We start from the raw sequence: 24,305 nt of genomic DNA, 5'->3' as shown, positions 1-24,305 counted from the left end.
AATTCTCAGTAAATTTTACTTAAGCTAAAGGCAATTATCCCTATGCAAATTACCCTGCCTAACTACTCTATCACCTTTGGTGCTTTACCCAATATCTCCCATAAAGGGAAAGTATTAATCATCACTAATCCAAAAATTGCAGGATTGCATTTACAATTCTTACTCTCTAAAATTCAAGCTAATGAAGTCTATTGTTTAAGCCTGCAAGATGGGGAAACTTATAAAAATATGCAAAGTATAGAACTTATTTTAGAATCTGCTTTCAATCATCGCTTAGATAGAAATTCCTTAATGATTGCTTTTGGCGGAGGAGTCATCGGCGATATAGTAGGTTTTGCCTCTGGAATTTTTATGCGTGGGATTGATTTTATCCAAATCCCTACCACACTCTTAGCACAAGTTGATTCTAGTGTTGGGGGTAAAACAGGCATTAATAATCAATTTGGTAAAAACCTTGTTGGGCTTTTTCACCAACCCAAAGCGGTTTATATTGATACCCACTTTCTAAAAACACTCCCTAAGAGAGAATTTAACGCAGGAATAGCAGAAATTATCAAAATGGCAATTTGTTTTGATAAAGACTTTTTTACCTCCCTTAAAACAACAAATTGGGAAGATTCTAAGAATCTTTTAGAATGTATTTATAAAGTTGTAAGCATTAAGGCTCAAGTTGTAAGAGAGGATGAGACAGAAAAAGGGATTAGGGCAGCTTTAAATTATGGGCATACCTTTGGGCATATCATTGAAGCCCAAAGTGGTTATGGACATTATTTGCACGGAGAGGCGGTAAGTATTGGAATAGTTATGGCAAATACCTTAGCACTTCGTTTAAATCTCATCACTCAACAACAATATCAAGAAATTTTACAAATCCTCAAACAAAACAATTTACCCACTACTTACAAGATTAAAGATATTACGACCTTTTATCAAGCCTTTTTCCTGGACAAAAAAAGCATTAACAACAAATTAAAGTTTGTCTTGCCAAAGGGGATAGGGGATTTTATCTTTAAAGAAGATACCTCCAAAGACTTATTAATGCAAATACTCAAGGAATTTCAAGAATGAAACTATTATTTTATAGTTTCATTCTTTTATTTAGCTGTATCAAGCTTTATGCACTTAGCAGTGCAGAGGAAATAAGAATCATTCAACAAATAGACCAAGAAATCCAAAGCATTGATAAAATCTCAAATAATCCTAATAATCTTTGGCTAAAAAAATATTCTAACTACCAAACTTACCAACAAGTTATTTTTAATATTACCAAACTTCAAGAAGAAGTCTCCTCCCTACAAGCACAACCAAAAACCCTTGAAACACAAAGTCAGCTTATTAGCCTAGAGAGAAATCTCAACACACTTAATCAGCAAAAAAGCCTCCTAGAAGTTCATAAGGATTCTCCTTTTATAGAATTAATCGAGAGCACTAACTTAGGGGAGATTCCTAATGTAACTAATCCTATTTTAATCATTCAAGCTTTCTCTTACATCAAAAGGAGTAAGCAAGAAATAGAAACGCTCAAAACTAATTACAAAACCTTAGAGGAGACTTTAGATAACCTCCGTAAAAAGGAAATTCTTTTAAACACTCTTTTAAAAGTCTTTAAAGACTCTAAAAATAAAGAACAATTAACGCAAATTTGCACAACTAATTATTGCCTCTTTTCTAATCCTCAATCCATTCTCAAAGCCTTGCAAGATAATGCAGAGACTATAAAAGTTTTAGAGGCTACACAAAATATATTCTCAACAACTTTTGGGATTTTTTCTAAAGAGGCAGAAGAAAATATAGAAAAATTAAGGGCACAAATTAAAGCACAAACACTCAAAGGGGTTTATATTGGAATTGTTCTTTTAATCCTTACAGCCATTGCCATTTTTACAAAATTAGGGGTGCGTAAATATATCCATAATAACGAAAGGATTTATACTGCTAATAAGATTATTAACTTTTTAAACATTACTTTAATTATTGTAATATTGCTTTTTTCTTATTTGGATAATGTTAGCTATCTTGTAACTGTGCTTGGATTTGCCTCTGCTGGTTTAGCCATTGCAATGAAAGACTTGTTTATGTCAATTTTAGGGTGGTTTGTTATTATTATTGGTGGAGCCGTGCATGCAGGGGATAGGATAAAGGTTATCAAAGATGGGGCAGTGTATGTAGGGGATGTCTTAGATATTTCAGTATTAAGAATTATTTTATATGAAGATGTTACTTTAACCTCTTATAAAGAAAATCGCCGTGCAGGGAGAGTGATATTTATCCCTAATAATTTCGTCTTTACCACTATGTTTTCTAATTATAGCCATAGTGGTATGCAAACCGTATGGGATGGCATAGACTTCACCATAACTTTTCAATCTGACCACGCAAAAGCTTGCCATATCGCTAGAGAATGTGCTAGAAAATATGCTAAAGGCTATACAGAATCTACAAGGAAGCAATTTAATAAATTAAGGAATCGCTACACTTTACGCAACCTTAGTGTTGAACCTCGTGTATATAGTTTCTTAGAACCCAATGGTATTAGAATTTCTGTATGGTATCTCACAAATTCCTTTGCAACTTTAGCACTCCGAAGCAACATTAGTGCAGAGATTATTAATGAAATCCTTAAAACCAAAGAGATTGAAATTGCCTACCCAAGCACTACTATTTATTATAGCGGAGATAAAAATATCCCTATAAATGATGGTTCTATTCCTCCCATACAAGGAGATTTATGATAGCTGATACCTTAAGAAAACCTAAAGTTTATTTCAAGACTTTTGGTTGTCGCACTAACCTTTTTGATACACAAGTTATGATGAATGCTTTAAGGGATTTTATACAAACCCCCTATGAAGAAGATAGCGATATTATTATTGTAAATTCTTGCACAGTAACTAATGGGGCAGATAGTGGAGTAAGAAACTATATTAACCGCCTCCAAAATGAGGGAAAAAAAATCTATTTTACAGGCTGTGGAGTCAAAACTCAAGGAGAATCTCTTTTGCAAAAAGGGCTTGTATTTGGGGTATTTGGACATTCTTTTAAAGAACAAATCAATGAATTACTTAAACAATCAAAAAGCTTTTATCTACAAGATGATTTAGAAAATCTCGATTCTACAATCATCACAGATTTTATAGGAAAGAGTCGTGCATTTATTAAGATTCAAGAGGGATGTAACTTCGCTTGTAGTTACTGCATCATCCCTAGTGTTCGTGGAAAGGCTAGAAGCTTTAGCAAAGAAAAAATCTTACAACAAATCACCACCCTTTGCCAAAAAGGCTTTAGCGAGTTTATTTTAACAGGAACGAATATGGGAAGTTGGGGTATTGAATCTAAGCAGAGCATTAGCACGCTACTACAAGATATTTGCCAAATTGATGGAGTGAAACGCTTAAGATTAGGAAGTTTAGAGCCCTCACAAATTAATGGGGCTTTCTTTGAAGTATTAGCTAATCCTAAGATAGAGCGGCATTTACATATTGCCTTACAACACACCTCTCCTTTTATGCTAAAGCTTATGAATCGCCAAAATACTTACTCCAAAGATTATCTACTTTTTGAAAAGCTTTCTAAAATGGGCTTTGCTTTAGGTAGTGATTATATTATAGGACATCCACAAGAATCACAAAAAATTTGGGAAGAAGCGTTAGAGAATTTTAGGGCATTACCCCTTACCCATTTGCATAGCTTTATTTATAGCCCAAGAGATGGAACACCCTCAAGCACGCTTAAACGCGATGTGAGAGGAAATATCGCTAAAGAGCGTCAAAAACAACTTGAAGTAATTGTTGCAAACAATAATCTTGCTATGCGTCAAAAACTCCAACAATCTAATACTCCTCTTAATATTTTAATAGAATCGCAAAAAGTAGTAGAAAATCAAACCCTTTATAGCGGATTAGATGAATATTATAATCGAATTGAAATTACTTCTAAAATGCCAATTTCTAAAGACTGCTGGATAAAAGTAATCCATTTTACTGCTAAAGAGGATAAAAATTATGCACAAATCTAAATATCTTATTTTTGGGATTTGTCTTTCTATCAGTGCATTGATTTTACTAGTAATTCTTTCTTTAAAGGATAATGCTATGCTCATTAGCAATTCACAATTACATTATCTTATGCAAGATTCGCTCCCAAATTCTGCAAAAATAAGAGGGGATTATTTATATTTTAAAATCAATCAGCAATCTTATAAAATCGCTAAAGAAAGTGTAGATCTTAAAAGTTTTGGTGAGAAAATTCCCGTAGAAATTACTACACACTCTACTTTTTTAGAAAACTTCGAATGGATTTTATTTATTTTTGCCATTATTATTTGTTTATTTTTAGTAATTAAAAACTCTCAATACTCTAAAGAGTCTGGTAAAAATCTCTCTTTAAAAAATATTCAAGATATTCAGAAACTAAGCCACGAGATTAATCAAAGCCTTGATTTAGCTAAGATACAATCCACGCAATCTAATATCACTTTTGAAGATGTAGCTGGCATTAGTGAAGCTAAGGAGGAATTAGAAGAAATTATTGATTATCTAAAATCTCCACAAAAATACCAAAACTTTGGAGTGAAGCTCCCAAAAGGAGTGCTTCTAATAGGACCACCTGGAGTTGGTAAAACATTAATCGCTAGAGCCTTAGCAGGGGAAGCTGGTGTGCCGTTTTTTTACCAAAGTGGTGCAAGCTTTGTGCAAATTTATGTCGGTATGGGGGCAAAAAGAGTAAGGGATTTATTCACTAAAGCTAAGCTTAATGCACCCTCTATTATTTTTATTGATGAGATTGATGCAGTGGGTAAAGCAAGAGGAGGTATGCGTAATGATGAGCGAGAAGCAACGCTTAACCAACTCCTAACAGAAATGGATGGCTTTGAAGATAGTAAGGGCGTTATAGTAATTGGGGCAACCAATAATATGGATTCTATGGATGAAGCTTTACTAAGAAGTGGAAGATTTGATAGGAGAATATTTGTTGAATTACCCAATTTGCAAGAGAGGATTAAAATCTTAAAAGTGCATTGTAGGGATAAAAATTATGATTTTAATCTTGAAGAGGTAGCAAGACTTTGCGTAGGGTTTAGCGGAGCTGGTATCGCTTCACTCATTAATGAGGCAGCACTGAATGCGATCAAGAGGGATTCTAAAATTATCCAAAAAGAAGATATTTTAAGTGTGCGTGATAAGGTGATGATAGGGGTAAAGAAAAAACTAAGCTTTAATGAAAAAGAAAAAGAAATTCTAGCTTTTTATCAAGCAGCAAAAGCCTTTAGTGCGTATCATTTAGAAATACCTTTTGAGAAAACAACTTTAATGAGTGATGGTTTAAAATACTTAGATAAAGAATTTTCAAGCAAAAATGAATTAGAAAACCAAATCAAAGTGCATCTCTCGGGGGTTGCAGCATTAAAGCTACTTTATGATGAATACTACTCACATTCTAAAGAGGATTTAAACATCGCCAAAAACATTGCTAAAAAAATGGTTGAATCCTATGGAATGGGGGAATACCTTATAGGCAGTGAAGAAGATATTTTAAGGATTTTAGAAAATTGCAAAATAGAACGTATAGAATTTTTTAAAAATTACCAAAATCTTCTTAATACCATCCAACAAAAACTTTTACAAAATGAAAAATTAGAATACCAAGAAATTGGGGAATTAATCAATGCCACCCTTTAAAAGCTTTGGCACATATAGGCTTTTATCCCTCATCCCTAAAGAGCTTTTAACACCCTTTAGCGTTGTTGGGGTAAAAGAGCATTGTGTTTATGCGATAGATTATGCCTATAAAACCCTCAAAAAGCACCAAAGAATCCAAACTTTAACGCTTATTCTCCCTTCTTTACTTTCAAAGCAAGAACTAAAAACCCTTGATAATATTCAAAAATATGGTTGTAAGAGTTATTTTTTCCTAAGAAAAAAGGATTTAAGTTTTGAAGATTCTAAAGCTTTAAGCCAACTAGGAATGGTGCTTTATTATAATCTCTAGCTTAAAAATTCTTTTATAGTATAAAAAACAATGGTGAGATTGTAAGGGGATATATAACCTCTCCTTTTAGTATCTTTGATACTAAGTGCAAAGCTAAGTAAAAGCACTATAAGGGCTAACTCCTTTGTAAAAATATCTTAAGCAGGAGCGGAACTAAGTTTGCTTTTCCCAACTGCAATGCTAGCAGTTTAATAAAATAATAGGTATCCTCTCTCCCTTAAGCTTATTACCCTCTAAAATCGCTAATCCTACTCTTGCATTATCTAAAGGACAAAAATTATTTAAAATCGCACTTTGAAAGCTTTTTTTACCTTCAAAATCTATAGAAATCTTACCCCTTGTATGCCTAATATTGCAGACCCTAAATTCTAATCTCTTATCGCCTTTTTGCAAATCCTCTTGAAGTGTAACTTCTACAATCTCCTCTTTAAAGGGCATTCCACAAAGTTTTGTTAAAATTGCTTTAACAAAAAGCTCAAAGGTTACTAAAGTAGAATTAGGGAATCCAGGCAAACCAAAAAATTGCTTTTTATGAAAATGCGCATAAATAATATGTTGCCCGGGCTTAATCCTAACCCCCCTAAAGACTATCTTCTCACTCCACTCTTTAGAAATAGCTTGTATAAAATCATAATCCCCAACACTAGCTCCACCCGTTGATATAACCAAATCACATTCCTCTAAGGCATCTTTTAAACAAGATTGTATGCTAAATTTCTCATCTTTTAAAATAGGGTAAAGCTTAGGCATCCCTCCATTTTCTTTAACTTTAGCATAAAGCAAATGCCCATTAGCATTATAGAAGCAATGGGGATTATTCTTAGATTCTCCAATTTCTAAAATCTCATTACCACTGACTAAAATCCCAACTTTTGGTTTCTCAAAAACCTCTACAAAGATGTGATTTAAACTTGCAAGAAGCCCGATATGATTAGCATTTAGCCTCACTCCTTGGCTTAAGAGTTTCTCACCTTTTTTATAATTATCACCGATATTTCTTATAAACTCCCCTATTTTAGGAAATGCATTGATTTCTAAAGTTTCTCCTTTAATATTCACATTTTCAAAAGGAACTAATATATCTGCATTATGGGGTATTGCTGCACCTGTTAGAGTTTTAATAGCATAAGGCTGGGTAAGAGGTAATTCTACCTTTTTTTCATTCCCTGCTGGATTTTCACCTAGTATTGTAAAAATCCCTTTGCTTAACTCTATCATTGTAGAGCTTAGGGCATATCCATCCATATTTGATAATGCAACCTCTGGCATATCCTCACTAGCAAAAATATCTTTAGCTAAAACCCTCCCTAAAGATTCATATAAAAACACTCTTTCTAAGCCTTTGGGCGATATTTTTTGATTTTGCAGTATTTCTTTTGCTCTTGCATAGGTGATTTTCTCTTCCATAAAACTTCCTAAAGTAAATGCCCCATTTTCTCTTTTTTTACTTCTAAGTAATGTGCATTATGTCGATTGCACTGGATAATAATTGGCTCTCTCTCAACCCCTACCATCTGCTTAAAAATTTCTATTTTCTTAGGATTATTGGTAAGGAGACGAATTTGCTTTAAAGCATAAAATTCAAAGATAAACTTCACCACAGAATAATCCCTCTCATCCTCTTTAAACCCTAATTCTAAGTTTGCCTCCACGGTATCTAAACCCTTATCTTGCAAGGCATAAGCATTGACTTTATTAAAAAGCCCTATGCCTCTACCTTCTTGACGCAGATAAATTACCATTCCTTGCTCTTTAGCTATCTTTTTTAAAGCCATTTCTAGTTCACCGCCACAATCACATTTTAAACTCTGCAACGCATCACCTGTTAAGCACTCAGAATGCACTCTAACAAGTGGAATCTTAGGAAGTTCCTCACTCTTTATCACAAGATGATCTAAGTAATAAACCTCATCTCCAACCCTCTTTTTCTCTCTAAAAGATTGGATTTTAAAATCCCCAAATTTCGTTGGTAAGTTAGCTTCTTTAGAAACCTCTATTAATTGCATTTTACTCCTTATAAATATTTTTCTATCTTTTTTAAATCCTCTGGAGTATCAATACCAAAAGATTTGCTTTTAACCTTTGCTATTATAATGCACTTTCCATACTCTAAAGCTCTTAATTGCTCGAGTTTTTCTATCTCCTCTAAGGTAGATTTTGGGAGCTTACAAAATTCTTGCAAACTCTTCCCACTAAAGGCATAAATACCTAAATGCCCCCAATAGCTATTTGTGCTATTAGCTATTTTATCCTCCCTATCATAAGGGATAGGAGAGCGTGAAAAATAAAGTGCCTCATTAGCAGCATTTACAACCACTTTAACAAGATTACAATCTTTTGCTTCTTCTTTGCTAATAGCTTTAGCGCAACTCCCCATAAAGGGTAATTCTCCACTCTCTTTAGCTTTTTTTGCCATAAGATTCTTTAAACTTTGTATCACTTCTTTTTCGATAAAGGGTTCATCACCTTGTAAATTAATAATCATTTCATCCTCAGCTAATCCTAAGATTCTAGCACACTCAGCCATCCTATCTGTTCCACTCTCATGATTTTTAGCGGTTAAAATAGCTTCAAACCCATAATCTTTACAAACCTCTCTTACCGCTTCTTCATCAGTTGCAACCACAACCCTATCGACTTCTTGAGCAATCTTTGCTACACGAATAACCATAGGGATTCCCCCAATGGGGATTAAAACCTTATTAGGAAAGCGGGTAGATTTCAATCTTGCTGGAATAATAATCATAAAAACCTAACATATATTAAGAATTTAAAAGGCGAACTCTAACACACAAAGACTAAAAACAACATAATTTAAGATATTTTAGATTTGATAAAAATCTCTATACCAAGCGACAAAATTAGCTATTCCAACTTTAATAGAAGTGCTAGGCTTATAGCCTAACTCATTGACTAAATCGCTAACATCGGCATAGGTAGCAGGAACATCTCCGGCTTGTAAGGGGAGCATAGTTTTTTTTGCTTCTATTCCAAGCTCCTTTTCTAAAATCTCTATAAAATCCATTAATTTGACAGGATGATTATTGCCTATATTATAAACTTTATAAGGTGCTTTAGAGCTATGGGGGTCTGGATTTTTAGGATTCCAAGTAGAATCTAGCTTAGGTATGTTATCAAGCACTCTAACTACACCCTCTACTATATCATCAATATAAGTAAAATCCCTTAGCATTTCACCATAATTAAAAACATCTATCGCCTCTTGCTTTAAAATAGACTTTGTAAAAAGAAATAATGCCATATCAGGACGCCCCCAAGGACCATAAACCGTAAAAAATCTTAAACCTGTCGTAGGAAGATTAAATAAATAAGAATAAGTATGTGCCATAAGCTCATTACTCTTTTTACTAGCAGCATAAAGACTAATAGGGTGATCGACATTATCGCTGGTGCTAAAAGGCATTTTTTCATTTAATCCATACACCGAAGAGCTAGAAGCATACACTAAATGCTTAATCCCATAATGTCTAGAGCATTCTAAAATATTTAGAAAACCTACAATGTTGCTTTGGATATAAGCATCGGGATTAAGGAGTGAATAACGCACACCCGCTTGTGCGGCAAGATTACAAACTTTATCAAATGTTTCATTTTCAAAAAGTTTTAAAAGATTTTCTTTATCCTCTAAATTTAACTGGATAAAACGATAATTTGGGTATTTTTTGCTTTGTGCTAAAGTATTATATGCCACTAATTCTTGTGGTATTCCTGCCTTTTGCAATCTGCCATATTTAATTGCTACCTCATAATAATCATTAATACTATCTAAGCCTACAACCTCCTCACCTCTCTCTAAAAGCCTTAATGCTAAAAATGAGCCTATAAACCCCGCACTTCCTGTGATTAAAAATTTCATTTTTCTACTTTATTACATCATTTCATAATACTTTTGCAAAAAGATTTGATTAGCCCTGCCATCAAATTTTCTTACCTCCAATCTCTCTAAACTAAGCTCAATAGCATTAATCACCCAAGAAATTTCATTTAAAGCAATAAATCCCATATGATTAATCCTAAAAATCTTGCCCTTTAGATGATCCTGCCCACCTGCTACATTAACCCCAAAGTCATTCTTAAGAATCCTCCTTAAATCTTCACTAGATTCATTAAAAATTGTTGTCATTGCTAAAGCAGGAGTTTTAGGATAAATCCTCAATCCTATTCCCTCCATCGCCGCATTAGTTGCCAAGGCTCTAGCCCTTGTTTGCTGATAAAGTCTGTCTATACCCTTTTCTTGAAGTTTCTCTAAAAATGTATAAAGCCCTATAATAATCGTAGTAGGAGCCGTCCAAGCAGTTGTATTTTTCACTTGATTTTTAAGCTCTGTTTTGAGATTGAAATAAAACCCAATATTCCTTTCCTCAATTTTTGCAATAGCCGCTTGACTAATCCCAATAATACTCATTCCAGGAGGCAACATAAAAGCCTTTTGTGAGCCACCAATTAAAGCATCTACATAACTTACTTCTAAAGGCTCTACCCCCATAGCAGTAATACCATCTATAATAATCATAATGTTAGGGTTATAGGCTTTAATAGCTTTTGTAATTTCTTCATAGGGATGCCTTAATCCACCCGCACTTTCACACACTTGCATACAAAATGCGTCAATATCGGGATTGTCTTTTAATACTTGCAAAATAGATTCTAAACTTACAGGGGTATCCCACTCATTTTTAATTTCTATTAAAGGGATATTAAAAGCTTTGGCAATCTTTCCAAAACGTTCGCCAAACTTTCCGCTATTAACGCTTAAGAGCTTTTTTGTACAAAGAGAAGTTACACACGCTTCCATCGCTCCACTTCCAGAGCTTGCAAGCATTAAAACTTCACGCATTTTAAGAATCTCTTTTAAACCTGCTCTTACTTTAGCAAAAAGGGATTCAAACTCTAAAGTTCGATGATGGATGGTAGGCTCACTCATAGCCATACGCATAAATTCCGGGATAGGGGTTGGACCGGGGGTGAAAAGCAACATATAAAACTCCTAAAACTCAAATTATCAAATTATAACAACTTACAACTTTAATTAGAAACTTCCCCTTGATTTTCTAGCTTTAAGTTTTGATTTTAAACTCCCTAAAATTGGGGTTGAATAAATAAAGAGCTTTGTATTTAACCGCTTTAGATAATCCCTCTCCCCTCTTTTAGCAGATGCACTAGAGATACAAATCCGTTTTATAGCAAAATTATCACAAGATTCCACACAAGCGCCTCCTTCTATAGTAGAAAAAGCAAAAGAATATCCACACTCTCTTAAAGTCTCCTGGGACAAGGCATTAAATTTTCCACGGGGATAACAAAAACCAAAAATATCTTTTTGCGGAAAAAGTTCTGCTACTTTATTCTTAGAAGTAGTCAATTCAAACTCTAAAGTTTCCTTATCTTGTGTATTACAATTATAATGTGACGCGGTATGACTATCAAAAGCCATCCATTCCCTCATAGCAAAAATTTCTTCAGCGGTTAAAAAATATTCTATATCGGCAGTATAATCAATGGTTTTATGGGGCTTAAAAACAGGCTCTTTTTGCCTTTTTTCTACAATAGTATTAGTGATTAAAAAACAAACCGATGGAATTTTTAGCTCCTTTAAAACAGGAAATCCATACTTATAAACATCAAAATAACCATCATCAATACTTAAAAGCACTTGTTTTTTCAAAGGATTCTTTTTAGATTGCAAAATCTCTATGAATTGCGCATAAGAAATGAAGTTATAGCCCTTTTGCTTAATATTTATAAGAGCTTTACCTAATAATTGTGGGCTTACACTCAACCAATCCTCAAAGGGATGAATATGATGAAGGGTGAGAATACAAATGGGATAATTCATAATTTTTCCTTTTCCAAAATTTAATGCAACGAAGCTAAACTTTTATTTAACCTAAATCCTAACTCCCTACCCTCTAATCTCTAAATAAGCCCTTAAACTATCTCTTGTCCAAGTTTCTTGCTCTCTTTGAAAGCTTTGATAACTTTGTAAAACTCTTTTAAAATCTGGATTCTTTGTGCTTTCCTCATCAAGCACTTGCACTAAAGTCTTTTTAAAGCCTTGTATTATCTCTGGAGAGAATGTCCTAACCTTTACCCCTTGATTTTGTAATCTTTCCATTGCCTTTGCATTATAAAACTGCCCCATAGCCGTCATTTGTAAATGTGCTTCTTTGCTCGCAAATTCTAAAATATTTTGCACTTCTTTAGGATAGCTCTCCCATTTTTGTTTATTAAAGACAAATTCTGTAATAGAACCCGCTTCTTGCCAAGGCGTATAATAATAAGGTGCTACTTTATGAATATCAAGTTTCTCATCAAAAGCAGGAGAGACCCATTCTGCTGCGTCTAAAACTCCCCTTTCTAAATTAGGAACAATTTCTGCACCCGGCGTACTTTTAGGTGCTGCCCCAAGTTTAGCTAAAATCTGTCCTGCTACTCCTACCATACGAATCCTTAAACCCTCAAAATCTTTTAAGGTATTCATCTCCTTTTTATACCAACCCGCCATTTGGATACTTGTTGCACCCCCTAAAAGAGGATAAAGATTATATTTCCCTGCAATCTCTCTCCACAAATCCATACCCTCTCCATATAAATACCAGGCATTAATTTCACTATCAATCATACCAAAGGGGATACCGGAGAAAAGATTAAAGGCTGTATTTTTTCCCTCCCAATAATAAGGAGCGGAATGATACGCATCAATTTGCCCGCTACTAACTGCATCAAAGACTCCAAGTGCGGGGACAAGCTTACCTGCTGGAAAAATTTCTATTTGTATAGAACCCTCACTTAATGTGCTAACGACTTTAGCATAATGTTTAACTATATCTGATAATATCGGCAAAGTAAGTGACCAACTCATCGCAAGGGAGATTTTTATATTAGCTTTTTTAGCAGATTCTACACTACCTATATTCTCTCCTTGCTTTACCTTATCTTTACAACCTGCTAATGCTACGACACCCGCAACACCCACTGCACCCAAAGTAGTTTTTTTGATAAAATCGCGTCTTTTCATAATATCTCCTTAAAAAATAAATTGTAAAATTTTGCCCCAATCTTCACTATTTAAGGTAAGGTTTGGGAATAAAAACATCACCGCTAAGATTAAAAGCTGCAGCAAGATAAAGGGTAAAACCCCTTTATAGATTGCATTAATCTTAATACACTCTCCCACTGCAGACTTTAAAAAGAAAATAGAAAACCCAAAAGGAGGCGTTAAAAAACTTGTTTGCAAATTAATTGCCACAAGCAAAGCAAACCATAGCATATTAATTTGATAATGCATAGCAATTCCCGCTAAAATGGGTAAAACAATATAGCAAATCTCAAAAAAATCAATAAAAAAACCTAAAATAAAAATAACCAGCATAGCAACAAGCACAAAATATAAAGGGGAGTCCAAATACACTAAGAAAAACTCCAAAATTATGCTATCTCCCCCTAAAGTGTTAAACACAAGCGTAAAACAATTCGCACCAATTAAAATAGCAAATACCATACCACAAAAAAGTATCGTCTCTCTCCCGCTAACATAGAGCAAATCAATATCTAATCTCCCCTGCAAAAATGTTAAGATTAAAGCCCCTATAACCCCTAAAGCAGCGGCTGCGGTTGGCTCTATCAATCCGCCTAAAATACTCCCTAAAACAAGAATAATTAAAACAATAGGTGGAATAACTGCCTTAAGCGTTTCTAGGGCTAAAGATTTAATATTACTAGAATCTTCACTAGCGGGTGCAAAATGAGGGAGAAAGAAAACAACACCCAAAACAAAGAAAATATAAGCACCTATTAGCAAAATACTAGGCAAAATAGCAGCAGCAAATAAATCCCGCACACTTAATTGCAAAACATCAGCTAAAATAATAAGGATAATAGAGGGAGGAATAATCTGTCCTAATGTCCCACTTGCAGCAACTACACCAGAGAGAAAACTCTTATTATATTGTGCTTTTACCATCACAGGAACTGCAATAACCCCCATCATTACAACCGTAGCACCAACAATACCCGTACTAGCAGCTAATAAAGCCCCTACAATAATCACTCCAATAGCAGCCCCTCCACCAAGTGGGCCAAAAAACTTTGCGATAGAACCTATAAGTCGCTCTGCAATTCCGCTACGCTCTAGTATCATTCCCATAAGGATAAATAAAGGAATACTCATCAAAGTGGTATTGTTAAAAATCCCCTCTAAACGATTAGGCAAAAAGGATAAAATATAAGGATTATTTTCAAAAAATACTAAATAGCTACCAACAATTAATCCACTAGAGCCAAAGGCAAAAGCAACAGGCACACCAAGGATTAATAAAATAATACTAGAAATAATAAGGGCAAATAATTCCATTTTAGATTTATTCCTTTAAGTCTTTTGTTTGTTGTGCAGCAAACAACAAAAGGTTTTTAAAGATTCTCCAATGCTTTGTAAAGCCAATAAAATAAACCCCACTACCACAAAAGATTTAAAAATAAAATAATAGGGTATCTTGCCATTAGGCGAAGATTCACCAATGGAATAAGAGTGCATCATAAAATCAAAACTATATTTTGCAATCACTAAAGAAAAAGGTAGAATAAAGCATATATTAATAAGCAACCAGCTGATATTTTTTAGGTTTTTAGGATATTTTAGCAAATCTAAACGCACATGCCTATCTTCTTTTAGTGTATAAGAAAAGCTTAAAAGAATCATCAAAGCAAAGCAATAAAGGCTAAAATCATCTAATTGGCTATTAACATAAGAAAAATTTAATGCCACCGCTAAAGCAAAAACTAATAAACAAAGAATCCACAACAAAAAAATAGAAATCTTTGCCACTATTTCACTAATATTTTCTATACTTTCAATAATCCTTAATAAAATTTGCATTGAATAATCTTTAATGTTTAGAATTTAGCTTTAAAAAACTAAATTATCTCAAAAAATTCAAGAAAATTCAAGAATTGTAAAGAGTGCGAGGATAAAATAAGACCTTTTTATAAATTTGGTAGAATACCCTCATAAATAATTCAAAGAATAAGGAATACCTAATGCGACAAACTATTGATTTACTAAAAGCACATAATGAAATAAAAATCATAACAGAACCTTTAGATATTCATTTAGAAATTCCTCATTTAGCCTATTTAGAAGTCAAGAAAAAAGATTCTAAAGCCTTACTTTTCACCAATCCTATCCATAAAGAAAAAAATATTCATTTTAAAACACCAGTTTTAATGAATCTTTTTGGAAGTTTCAAAAGGGTAGAATTACTCATTGGGGATACGCAAAAAATCGCAGAGGATATTGCATATCTCCTAAGGTTAAAACCCCCCAAAGACTTTAAAACGGCTTTAAAACTCCTCCCAAAACTGCTTAATTTGCGTTTTTTAGCCCCCAAGATTCTCAAAGAAAAAGGACTTTGTCAAGCCCTCATCCAAAGAGGCAATACAATAGATTTACAATCCCTGCCTATTTTAAAAACCTGGGAGGAAGATGGGGGTGCTTTTATCACTATGGGGCAGTGCTACACACAAAGCCTTGATGGGAATGTTAAAAATCTTGGAATGTATCGTTTGCAAGTTTATGATAAGAATCATTTAGGTTTGCATTGGCAACTCCATAAAGATTCTATGAATTTATTGCAAACCTATAAAGAAGCAAAACAAAAAATGCCCGTTAGCATTGCCATAGGTGGAGACCCTCTTTATACTTGGTGTGCTACTGCCCCTTTACCTTATGGTTTATTTGAACTTATGCTTTATGGATTTATACGCAAGAAAAAGCCCCAAATGGTAAAATGTCTAAGTAATGACCTATATGTCCCTTATGATTGTGATTATGTAATAGAAGGCTTTGTTGAGCCTGATACCTTAAGGGATGAGGGCAAATTTGGAGACCATACTGGATTTTACACACCTATTGAACCCTATCCTGTGCTAAAGGTAGAGGCTATAACCTCTAAAGTCAATCCTATCTATCTAGCGACCGTTGTAGGTAAGCCCCCCTTAGAGGATAAATACCTAGGTTACCCCACAGAGAGAATCTTTTTGCCACTCTTGCAGACAACAACTCCTGATTTAATAGATTATTATATGCCAGAAAATGGGGTATTTCATAATCTCATCCTAGCGAAAATTAAAGCACGTTTTCAAGGACAAGCCCAACAAAGTATGCACGCATTTTGGGGAGTTGGACAAATGAGCTTTGTTAAACACGCCCTCTTTGTAGGAGAGGATGCCCCCTCTTTAAAAGAAGAGGCTATTATCCCCTATATCCTTAATCGCTTCAAAGTTGAAAATTGCCTTATTACAGAGGGAATTTGTGATGTGCTAGACCACGCTTGCAGTGAATATGCTTATGGGGGTAAATTAGGTATTGATTGCACAGGAGAGGAAGTGCAAAAGTCCTTGGAAATATTAAGTGATAAATCACTACAAGAGCTATTAAATCCCCTCTTTAAAAATATCAAACATTTAAAACAATTTTATACTTCCACCAAAAACCCCATTACCCTAATTAGTATCGATAAAAAGACAAGCTTGCAAACAGCTTTTAAGAAAAATATCCCCAAAATACTCAATCAACATTTAAGTATAGGCATTTTCTTAGACTACCAAAAAAATGACTTGGATAATCTGTATATGATTCTTTGGAGAGTGGTTAATAATATTGATGCTAAAAGGGATATAAAAATCATTCACTCAATGATTTTTATTGACGCAACTGATAAGAATAGTAAAGATGGTTACACCAAAGAGTGGCCAAAAGAAACAGATTGCTCTCAAAAAGTTTTAAAATCTCTTCAAAAAAAAGGGTTATTAGAGGATATTAAAGATTTAGAGGCATTTTATAAAAAATTCCATATTGATAAATCCTATGCGTAAAAGTTAAGAAATTCTTTTAAAGATTGTTAAAACTTCCTTAACAATTTTGAGGCATAATCCCATCATTTCACTTAAAGGCTTCAATCAATGAATGAGACTATGAAAGAATCCCGAAAAAATTGGATTAAAAACCTAAAAGCACAAATTGTCAATTTGCGTTTATTGGATAAAAACGACAAAGAGATTAAAAAACAAACCAACAAAGAATTTACACAACATTGCACTTTTATCGAATTGTGTGTGCAAAAAATATTTATGGTGCTACTCATTACATTTGTACTATTTGGTGTGCATATTAGCTATGCCATCTTAATGTGGGAGATGAATATTTATGAATTTAGCACAAGCTTTTCACCCTATATTTCTATGCTTATATTTGCATCTATTAGCATACTTTTATTAGGTATTTTTGCCTTTTGGTTTAGTTTTTTTGTGGATTGGCTAAAATATTATAAAATTATCAATGATGCCTTAGATGAGCATTTTTATCTAAAACTTTCTAAAGCTTTATTGATCTTAACCTTCATAGGATTTATTATCTTTATGATTATGATTTTTGTGGTAGGTTGGCATATTTCAGAAATACACCAAATACCGCTAGGAAGAAGTTTATTTGATACTTTCATGGAGATAATAGATTGATAAAAATAGGCACTCTACAAAAACTTAAAATTTGCAAATTTAGCAAAGCTGGTGCTTATTTGCAACATTACAATCAAGAAATTTTGCTACCTAATAAATATCTCTTAGATACTTTAAACATTGGTGATGAAGTGGAGGTTTTTTTATATCACGATTCAGAGGATAGACCTATTGCTACTACTTTAAAACCCAAAGCACTCAAAGGAGAAATCGCCATTCTCACAATAAAGGATAAAAATAACTTTGGTTGTTTTTTAGAATTGGGTATCGCAAAAGATTTATTTATGCCCTCTTCTAAGCCACAAAATTTCACTTTAGGGACTAAAATAGCGGTTTTTATAGACACTGATAAAGAAAATCGCTTAATCGCTAAATATAATCTTAAACCTTATTTAAAAAACTTCAAACCCCCTTATCCTCTTAACACCTCTGATAAAGTCAAGATTATTCCCTTTAGGGAAACTCCTTTAGGCTATGAATGTATTATTAATAAAACTTATTTAGGGCTTTTATATAGAAATGAAATTTTTGAAAGCCTAAATCTTTTTGAAGAAAAAGAAGCCTTTATCAAAAAAATCTATCCTAATGGCAAATGCGATTTATGGCTAAAAAATCCTAAAGAAAAAGTAAATATTCAAAAAGACTGCCAAAAAGTTTTAGAAGCCCTTAAACAACATCAAGGAATCTTACCCCTTCATTATGATAGCCCACCACAAGAAATTACAAAACTTTGCTTCTTAAGCAAAAAAGCCTTTAAAAAAGTTCTTACACAACTTCTTAAAGAAGAAAAAATCCTTTTATACCCTAAAAAATATATCCAGCTACAAACACCAAAATAATTCCTTTAATATTTATTCCTCTATTTAAAGCTATACACTCTTAACACAAAGGGCAAGTTTCACTCCTTTTTAAGTCTAATTTTAAGCAAGTGTTATAAAATCTTTTCATCAAACCCTAGTTAAAAGGACAAAAATGCAAAATATTCAAAGACCCCTTCCCTTTGTTTTAGCCTCTACCAACACAGGGGCTATGATAGTAAATTACCTCGATAGAAATGAAAATGCCTATGGTGCTTATGGCGTAGGCTACCAATACCTACAAACCGCAAGTTTTGATGCCCTAGAAGTAGGCAATGTGATAGAGCTTTTAAAGCTTAGGAAGCAGTATTTTAAAGAAGGGGTTTTTGCCCTTGATTGTGGTGCAAATATAGGTGCCCATACCATTGCTTGGTCTATTGCTACAACTAACTGGGGGGGGGGCTTAGCCTTTGAAGCACAAGAGAGGATTTATTATGCCTTAGCGGGGAATCTCGCCTTAAATAATTGCTTTAATTTTCGTGCGTTAAATGTAGCCCTTGGTTGTCCCAAGAAAAAAGGAGAATTTCTAGAAATACCTATGCTTGATTATACTAAACCCTCTTCTTTTGGAAGCCTTGAATTAAAATTTGATGAAAAAAATGAATTTATAGGGCAAACCATCAATAAAGACAACACACAAAAAGTGCCATTAATTAGCATTGATTCGCTAAAGCTTGAAAGAATAGATTTCATCAAAATTGATGTAGAAAGAATGGAAATGGAAGTTTTAAAAGGAGGGGCAAAAAGCATAGAAAAGTTTTGCCCCATTTTATTAATAGAGATTATTAAATCCAATCAAAGGGAAATCCAAGACTTTTTACAAAATTTAGAGTATGAGATTTTTTCTATGGGTATAAATATACTTGCTATTCATAAGCAAGATCCCTGCATTAAGCATATCAACCAAAGTTAGATGGGTTTATACTTAAGATAAGAATTTACTTAAGGATATGCAATTTTCAAACTTTAGGCAAATAAGAAGTATCTTGTTTGCTTGTTGGGTTTTTACCTTTAAGATACACGAGAGTTATGATTATGAAAGATTAGAGAGCCTTCAAAACAGAGAAGGAATTAAGAAAAAAGATTAATGCTCAACAAAACTAGGATATAAAACAAAACCCAAACAATAACTCCGCTAAAAAGTAGCTAAATACAGGATCTCTTAATATCTAATATAGATATAGTTGTAAAAATCTTGCAAGTATTAGCGGCTATTATTACAATTGTCGGTATTGTTTTTACAGGCTGGCAATTAAAAAATGCGGTAAAAAACACGAAAATAAATACTTTAAGGACAGAATATGATATTTTTGGAAAAATTTCAGAAAAAATACATTGATGAACTTGAAAAACTAGAAGAACAAGAATCAATAAGCGAAGACGCATTTAAATCGCTTCAAAAAACAAAAGGACAATATTTTAATGAGTTAAATTTAGTGTGTTTGTATGTAGGAAAAGGCTATTTTACAAAAGATCATTTCTTTTTAGCATATGGGAAAGGAAATATTATTAATACACAAACAAATTGAAAAAGAAAATCTTGTAGGAAAATATACCCACATTGATAAAATTATGAAAAGATATAGGACAAAAATCACAAAGGCTTGAATAGTGCATTCTAGGGCTTCAATGGATTTTTAAGAACCAAAGTGTATGAAAGCCAAGAAATTTCAATTTTTAAGCTATCTACAACAGCTTCTTTAGAGAATCTTACCTTTAACTTTATTAGGGTTTATTTGCAAGGACAATAAACTTTTATAATCTATTAAAGCTCCCAATCCTTACGCCAAAAATCAGTATTAGCAAAATTCACTTTATCAAGGAAGTAGAGGATACATCCTATTAAGGCAAATATTAAGATTAAAATCACCACCAAAGTAACAGATTTAGCGGTGTAAATAGATAGTTTTAAGGATTTACCTCTTTAAGAAATTTTTTCACCCCAACAAGCCTTATAAGACATAACTCTTGTAATGATAAATCTTATTTAAACTTGCTTAAGATCCCTATGTAGCACACCCCCAAACATAACGAACGCTAAAATCCAATTTTATCTATTTAGCAACAAAATAAAGTGGCTTATGCTTATAATTTTGCTTCTTATACGCCTTAGGTTGATACACACTTAAAACCTAAATAGACAACTAAACAACGTCATTTATAAATATTCTAACCCTTCCTCAAAAGATAAAACCATCCAAGCTTTTATTCTAAAAAGCTTTCTTTAAAGCTTAAACTCTTTTTTGTTGGCTAGATGATTAAAATTCTTATGCTCTAAAACACCCTTAAAAACATTTATGTAGTTAAATTTTTTACTATTAGAACCTATGCTTGATTATTAAATTAGCTTTTTAATAAAAATTCGAAATCCCCCTCATTAAGAATTTTTACGCCTAATTCCTGTGCTTTTGTTAGTTTAGAGCCTGCTTCCTCACCACGGAGTAAAAAATCTGTCTTTTTAGAAACACTGCTGCTAACTTTTGCACCAAGAGATTCTAAAATCTCTTGGTAATATTCTCGCCTTTGTGAGAGTGTGCCGGTGATAACAAAAGTCTTTCCGTGAAGTTTTGAATCTATTTTAATAGCATTTGCATAACTTGGGGTTAGAATCTCAAGAAGCTTTAAAAGCCTTTGCTTATTAACTCTGCAAAACTCTAATAAAGAATTTGCCATCTCCACGCCAAACCCCTCTAATTCAAGAAAATCCTCAAGATTCTTTGTATGAAACTCCACCCCAAAGGCATTAGCTAACTTCTTACTCGCCCCCTCCCCAATATGTTCAATCCCTAAAGCATTAATTAAACGCCAAAGCTCTACCCCTTTAGTTTGTTTAATAGCCCTTAAGAGATTATCAATCTTTTTTTCCTTAAAGCCCTCTAATCCCTCTAAATCCTTTAAAGTTAGAGAAAAAATATCTTCTAACTTTGTAATCTTTCCCTCATCAAAGAGTAATTCTACAATCTTCTCCCCTAATCCATCAATATTTAGAGCTTTTTTACTCACAAAATGAATAATGGAATTTTTCACCCTTGCCTTACAATTAAGATTTTGGCATTTAATAAGCTTCTCCTCAATTAAAAGCTCACTTCCACAAATGGGGCAATTTTCGGGGATCTTACACTCTCTTTGCGTCCCATCACGCAAATTAGGGAGTGATTTAATAATCTTTGGTATTACATCCCCACTGCGGATAAGAATCACCGTATCGTTAATGCGAATATCTTTTTTCTTGATTTCATCAAAATTATGTAAAGTTGCTCGTGATACCTTTGCCCCCTCTAATTTCACAGGCTCTAAAATAGCCACAGGAGTAACCACCCCTGTCCTACCTACTTGCAAGTCAATATCTAAAACTTTCGTTCTTTTTTCAATTGCTGGAAATTTATAAGCACAAGCAAATCTTGGAGATTTTATCGTAAATCCTAAAGCCTCTTGCAAAGCAATATCATCAAGCCTAATAACCATTCCATCTAAAGTAATAGGATAAGAATCCCTTTCTTTGATTAGAAGCTGATAAGAAGTTTCAATATCTTTAATATCTTCACAAAGTTTAGAAAAGGGGGAGGTAATAAACCCAAAAGAACGAATCTTTTGCATTAGGGCAAAAAAACTCTGTTCTTTAATCTCACAATACCCAACCCCCCAAGGGATAAATTGCAATTTGCGTTTAGCAGTAATTTTATAATCTAATTGTCTTAAACTCCCTGCAGCAGCATTTCTAGGATTTGCAAAGAGATTCTCGCCCTTTTGCAATCTCTCTTGATTAATGTTTTCAAAATCATCTTTAGCAATCACACATTCCCCACGAATCTCAATTTTGTCTTTATAAGGAATACTTAAAGGAATGCTTTTAATAGTCTTTGCATTTTGTGTTACTTCCTCGCCAACAAATCCATCCCCTCTTGTTGTTGCCTTTATGAGTAATCCATTCTCATATAAAAGATTTAAACTCGCCCCATCAAATTTAGGATCAACACTAAAGGCAAGATTCTCCCCCTTACCCACTCTTTGTATCCATTCTTGGAGTTCTTGTAAGGTAAAGACATCATCTAAGCTCCACATTCTTTGTATATGGGATGATTTACTAAAAGATTCTAAGATTTTATCCCCAACCCTCTGCGTTGGAGAATCTTGAGCAATTTTTGAAGGATTTTTAGTTTCAAATTCTTTGATTTGGTGATAGAGCTTATCATATTCCTCATCGCTAACTAAAGGGTCATCTAAAACATAATAATGCCTAGCCCATAAATTTAAAGTTTTAATTGCTTCTAAATACTCTTGATAATCCATTATAAATTAAGCTTTAGCGATTCATTATCCATAATGCCGATGCCTTTATTGAGAGTATCTTTTGCTATTGCTTTAGCGGCGTCTAAAGAATGCATTTTATAAGTTCCACATTGTAGCTCATTAGCCTCTGGAATCTCATTAACCTTTAAAACATCTTGCATACTTTCTTCCCACGCCTTTTTGACAGATTGTGAGCTTGGCTTACCAATTAAACTCATATAAAACCCTGTCCTACAACCCATTGGCGAAATATCAATAATCTCGACTTTATCACTATTTAGATGATCCCGCATAAACCCTGCAAAGAGATGCTCTAAAGTATGAATCCCCTCTTGGCTTAAGATCTCACTATTGGGCTTACAAAAACGCAAATCAAAAACACAAACTTCATCTCCACTTGGAGTATGCATAACCTTACCTAACCTCACAGCTGGGGCTGACATCCTAGTATGATCGACTTTGAAACTATCTAAAAGTGGCATAATATTCCTTATTAATTATTTATTTTTAAAATGCTATAAAAACTTCCCTCATTTTAACTTTAATTTTTTACATTTTCTTTAAAAATTTTAAAATTTTTAAAGTCATACTAGAAATAGGAAGAGTGTCTAAATCCTGGAGATTAAATAAGGTTATATCGTCCTCAAAAACTCCTAAATCCTGCACCTTATACAGGTGTAAGTCCAAAAGATATTTAGTATAAGAATGTTTTAAGATTCCTAATTTTTCCAAAGATTGATAGGATTTTAACAAAGGGAAATTATAGAGATTATAATAAAGCCTCTCTTGACTTTTATAAAGGGCAATTTGAGAATCTTTTTCAAATACGCCTAGATGAAGACTTTTTTTAATGCTCTTAGGAGTCTTTTTAAGATTTAAGACCTTTAAATCCTCTTTGCCCTTACAAAACTCACTAAGGGGGCACAAAAGACATTTGGGATTAGGGGTGCAAATCAACGCCCCTAAATCTATCAAAGCTTGATTATGATTAAAAGGATTTTCTGTATTTAAAATATTTCTAGCTTCACTCTCTAAAAGGCTTTGAGTAGGATTATACATAGCAAAAAGCCGAATAAGGATTCTTCTAATATTAGAATCTACAAAACTCACAGCCTTATCAAACCCAAAACAAGCCACCGCTCCAGCAGTATAACTACCAATACCCGGGAGGGTTTTTAATAATTCCACGCAATCTGGCAAACACGCATTAAAATCACAAGAGCAAATCCTCGCACATTTTAAGAGATTCCTAGCCCTTGTATAATACCCCATTCCCCTCCATTGCAACAATACTTCCTCCTCACTAGCTTCTGCTAAAGATTCTAAAGTAGGAAATTGTTGCAAAAATGGAAAATAATAATGCTCTAAGATGGTTTTAACTTGTGTTTGTTGAAGCATAATTTCACTAATTAAAACCCTATAAGGACGATTAGGCATACTCTTATCCCTCCAAGGTAGAGTTTTTCTCCCACATTTTTCATACCATGATAAAAGTTCTGCTTGAAATGAATAAATATCCATACCTATTTAACTCAACCGCCTTTTATTTTTATCAATATAAAAGCTTACACTCAAACAAACCCATACCCTTATTTCCTTTACAAAAACCTATGTATCTCACATCCTACTCTCTTT

At 33.5% G+C, this 24,305-nt stretch carries 23 protein-coding genes; 11 read left to right on the top strand and 12 right to left on the bottom strand.

Annotation, left to right across the window (positions count from 1 at the left end; translation table 11 throughout):
- Window positions 1-42 precede the first annotated feature (42 nt).
- Genes aroB through LS72_RS06005 form a run of 5 tightly spaced genes read left to right on the top strand, consistent with a single transcriptional unit; the run spans window position 43 to window position 5,988 of the window.
- Complete coding sequence (gene aroB, locus LS72_RS06025) at window positions 43-1,068, top strand: 3-dehydroquinate synthase (RefSeq protein ID WP_034552326.1); 1,026 nt, start codon at window positions 43-45, stop codon at window positions 1,066-1,068.
- Entirely contained in the window at window positions 1,065-2,732 is a 1,668-nt protein-coding gene (locus LS72_RS06020; RefSeq protein WP_034552323.1) for a mechanosensitive ion channel domain-containing protein, read from the top strand. The genes aroB and LS72_RS06020 overlap by 4 nt, the downstream gene beginning before the upstream one ends.
- Entirely contained in the window at window positions 2,729-4,015 is a 1,287-nt protein-coding gene (gene mtaB, locus LS72_RS06015; protein ID WP_034552321.1) for a tRNA (N(6)-L-threonylcarbamoyladenosine(37)-C(2))-methylthiotransferase MtaB, read from the top strand. The genes LS72_RS06020 and mtaB overlap by 4 nt, the downstream gene beginning before the upstream one ends.
- Complete coding sequence (locus LS72_RS06010; RefSeq protein WP_034552319.1) at window positions 4,002-5,678, top strand: AAA family ATPase; 1,677 nt, start codon at window positions 4,002-4,004, stop codon at window positions 5,676-5,678. The genes mtaB and LS72_RS06010 overlap by 14 nt, the downstream gene beginning before the upstream one ends.
- Entirely contained in the window at window positions 5,665-5,988 is a 324-nt protein-coding gene (locus LS72_RS06005; protein ID WP_034552316.1) for a hypothetical protein, read from the top strand. Before LS72_RS06010 ends, LS72_RS06005 begins: the two co-directional genes overlap by 14 nt.
- Before the next feature lie 180 nt (window positions 5,989-6,168).
- Here the strand turns inward: LS72_RS06005 and LS72_RS06000 are convergent, their stop codons facing one another.
- The 9 genes from LS72_RS06000 to LS72_RS05960 form a co-directional block, all read right to left on the bottom strand.
- The gene (locus LS72_RS06000; protein WP_034552313.1) at window positions 6,169-7,395 is read right to left on the bottom strand and encodes a molybdopterin molybdotransferase MoeA; all 1,227 of its coding nucleotides are present in this window, start codon (window positions 7,393-7,395) and stop codon (window positions 6,169-6,171) included.
- Between the two features lie 8 nt (window positions 7,396-7,403).
- Window positions 7,404-7,994 (bottom strand): GTP cyclohydrolase II, encoded by a 591-nt coding sequence (ribA, locus tag LS72_RS05995; RefSeq protein WP_034552310.1) that lies wholly within the window; start codon window positions 7,992-7,994, stop codon window positions 7,404-7,406.
- An 8-nt stretch (window positions 7,995-8,002) separates the two neighbouring features.
- Window positions 8,003-8,734: a 3-deoxy-manno-octulosonate cytidylyltransferase gene (gene kdsB, locus LS72_RS05990; protein ID WP_034552307.1), complete on the bottom strand. Its 732-nt coding sequence runs from the start codon at window positions 8,732-8,734 to the stop codon at window positions 8,003-8,005.
- A gap of 78 nt (window positions 8,735-8,812) precedes the next feature.
- Window positions 8,813-9,865 carry an NAD-dependent epimerase gene (locus LS72_RS05985; protein ID WP_034552305.1) on the bottom strand — a complete coding sequence of 351 codons (1,053 nt, stop codon included), beginning with the start codon at window positions 9,863-9,865 and terminating at the stop codon, window positions 8,813-8,815.
- Window positions 9,866-9,877: 12 nt separating this feature from the next.
- On the bottom strand, window positions 9,878-10,987 hold the full coding sequence (locus LS72_RS05980; RefSeq protein ID WP_034552303.1) for a pyridoxal-phosphate-dependent aminotransferase family protein: 1,110 nt from the start codon (window positions 10,985-10,987) through the stop codon (window positions 9,878-9,880).
- A gap of 51 nt (window positions 10,988-11,038) precedes the next feature.
- Entirely contained in the window at window positions 11,039-11,845 is an 807-nt protein-coding gene (locus tag LS72_RS05975; RefSeq protein ID WP_034552301.1) for a polysaccharide deacetylase family protein, read from the bottom strand.
- A gap of 66 nt (window positions 11,846-11,911) precedes the next feature.
- A complete protein-coding gene (locus LS72_RS05970) occupies window positions 11,912-13,027 on the bottom strand; it encodes a TRAP transporter substrate-binding protein (RefSeq protein ID WP_034552300.1) in 1,116 nt (371 codons plus the stop codon).
- Window positions 13,028-13,036: 9 nt separating this feature from the next.
- Complete coding sequence (locus LS72_RS05965) at window positions 13,037-14,362, bottom strand: TRAP transporter large permease (protein WP_034552297.1); 1,326 nt, start codon at window positions 14,360-14,362, stop codon at window positions 13,037-13,039.
- Window positions 14,363-14,377: 15 nt separating this feature from the next.
- Window positions 14,378-14,884 (bottom strand): TRAP transporter small permease subunit, encoded by a 507-nt coding sequence (locus LS72_RS05960; protein ID WP_034552295.1) that lies wholly within the window; start codon window positions 14,882-14,884, stop codon window positions 14,378-14,380.
- 161 nt (window positions 14,885-15,045) lie between these two features.
- On the opposite strand from LS72_RS05960, the gene LS72_RS05955 reads away from it, so the two are divergent.
- From LS72_RS05955 to LS72_RS05935, 6 genes are all read left to right on the top strand, one after another.
- Window positions 15,046-16,881, top strand: a complete 1,836-nt coding sequence (locus LS72_RS05955; protein ID WP_034552293.1) for a menaquinone biosynthesis decarboxylase — start codon at window positions 15,046-15,048, stop codon at window positions 16,879-16,881.
- 87 nt (window positions 16,882-16,968) lie between these two features.
- Window positions 16,969-17,523 (top strand): hypothetical protein, encoded by a 555-nt coding sequence (locus LS72_RS05950; protein WP_052087206.1) that lies wholly within the window; start codon window positions 16,969-16,971, stop codon window positions 17,521-17,523.
- Window positions 17,520-18,362 carry a CvfB family protein gene (locus tag LS72_RS05945; RefSeq protein WP_238700730.1) on the top strand — a complete coding sequence of 281 codons (843 nt, stop codon included), beginning with the start codon at window positions 17,520-17,522 and terminating at the stop codon, window positions 18,360-18,362. Before LS72_RS05950 ends, LS72_RS05945 begins: the two co-directional genes overlap by 4 nt.
- A gap of 133 nt (window positions 18,363-18,495) precedes the next feature.
- Window positions 18,496-19,293 (top strand): FkbM family methyltransferase, encoded by a 798-nt coding sequence (locus LS72_RS05940; RefSeq protein WP_034552290.1) that lies wholly within the window; start codon window positions 18,496-18,498, stop codon window positions 19,291-19,293.
- A gap of 37 nt (window positions 19,294-19,330) precedes the next feature.
- Window positions 19,331-19,468: a hypothetical protein gene (locus tag LS72_RS10840; RefSeq protein WP_194145566.1), complete on the top strand. Its 138-nt coding sequence runs from the start codon at window positions 19,331-19,333 to the stop codon at window positions 19,466-19,468.
- Between the two features lie 213 nt (window positions 19,469-19,681).
- Window positions 19,682-19,909 (top strand): hypothetical protein, encoded by a 228-nt coding sequence (locus LS72_RS05935; protein ID WP_034552287.1) that lies wholly within the window; start codon window positions 19,682-19,684, stop codon window positions 19,907-19,909.
- 814 nt (window positions 19,910-20,723) lie between these two features.
- On the opposite strand, the gene ligA is transcribed toward LS72_RS05935, so the two are convergent.
- The 3 genes from ligA to mutY all read right to left on the bottom strand — a co-directional run bounded on the left by ligA (window position 20,724) and on the right by mutY (window position 24,185).
- Window positions 20,724-22,670 (bottom strand): NAD-dependent DNA ligase LigA, encoded by a 1,947-nt coding sequence (ligA, locus tag LS72_RS05930; RefSeq protein ID WP_034552285.1) that lies wholly within the window; start codon window positions 22,668-22,670, stop codon window positions 20,724-20,726.
- Complete coding sequence (gene luxS, locus LS72_RS05925; protein ID WP_034552282.1) at window positions 22,670-23,152, bottom strand: S-ribosylhomocysteine lyase; 483 nt, start codon at window positions 23,150-23,152, stop codon at window positions 22,670-22,672. The genes ligA and luxS overlap by 1 nt, the downstream gene beginning before the upstream one ends.
- Before the next feature lie 67 nt (window positions 23,153-23,219).
- The gene (gene mutY, locus LS72_RS05920; protein WP_414458064.1) at window positions 23,220-24,185 is read right to left on the bottom strand and encodes an A/G-specific adenine glycosylase; all 966 of its coding nucleotides are present in this window, start codon (window positions 24,183-24,185) and stop codon (window positions 23,220-23,222) included.
- Between the last annotated feature and the right edge of the window lie 120 nt (window positions 24,186-24,305).

The organism is Helicobacter apodemus (assembly GCF_000765745.2).
Lineage (GTDB): Bacteria > Campylobacterota > Campylobacteria > Campylobacterales > Helicobacteraceae > Helicobacter_D > Helicobacter_D apodemus.
Note: the sequence above shows the minus strand (reverse complement) of the source record. Positions and strands in the feature narration are given on the sequence as shown.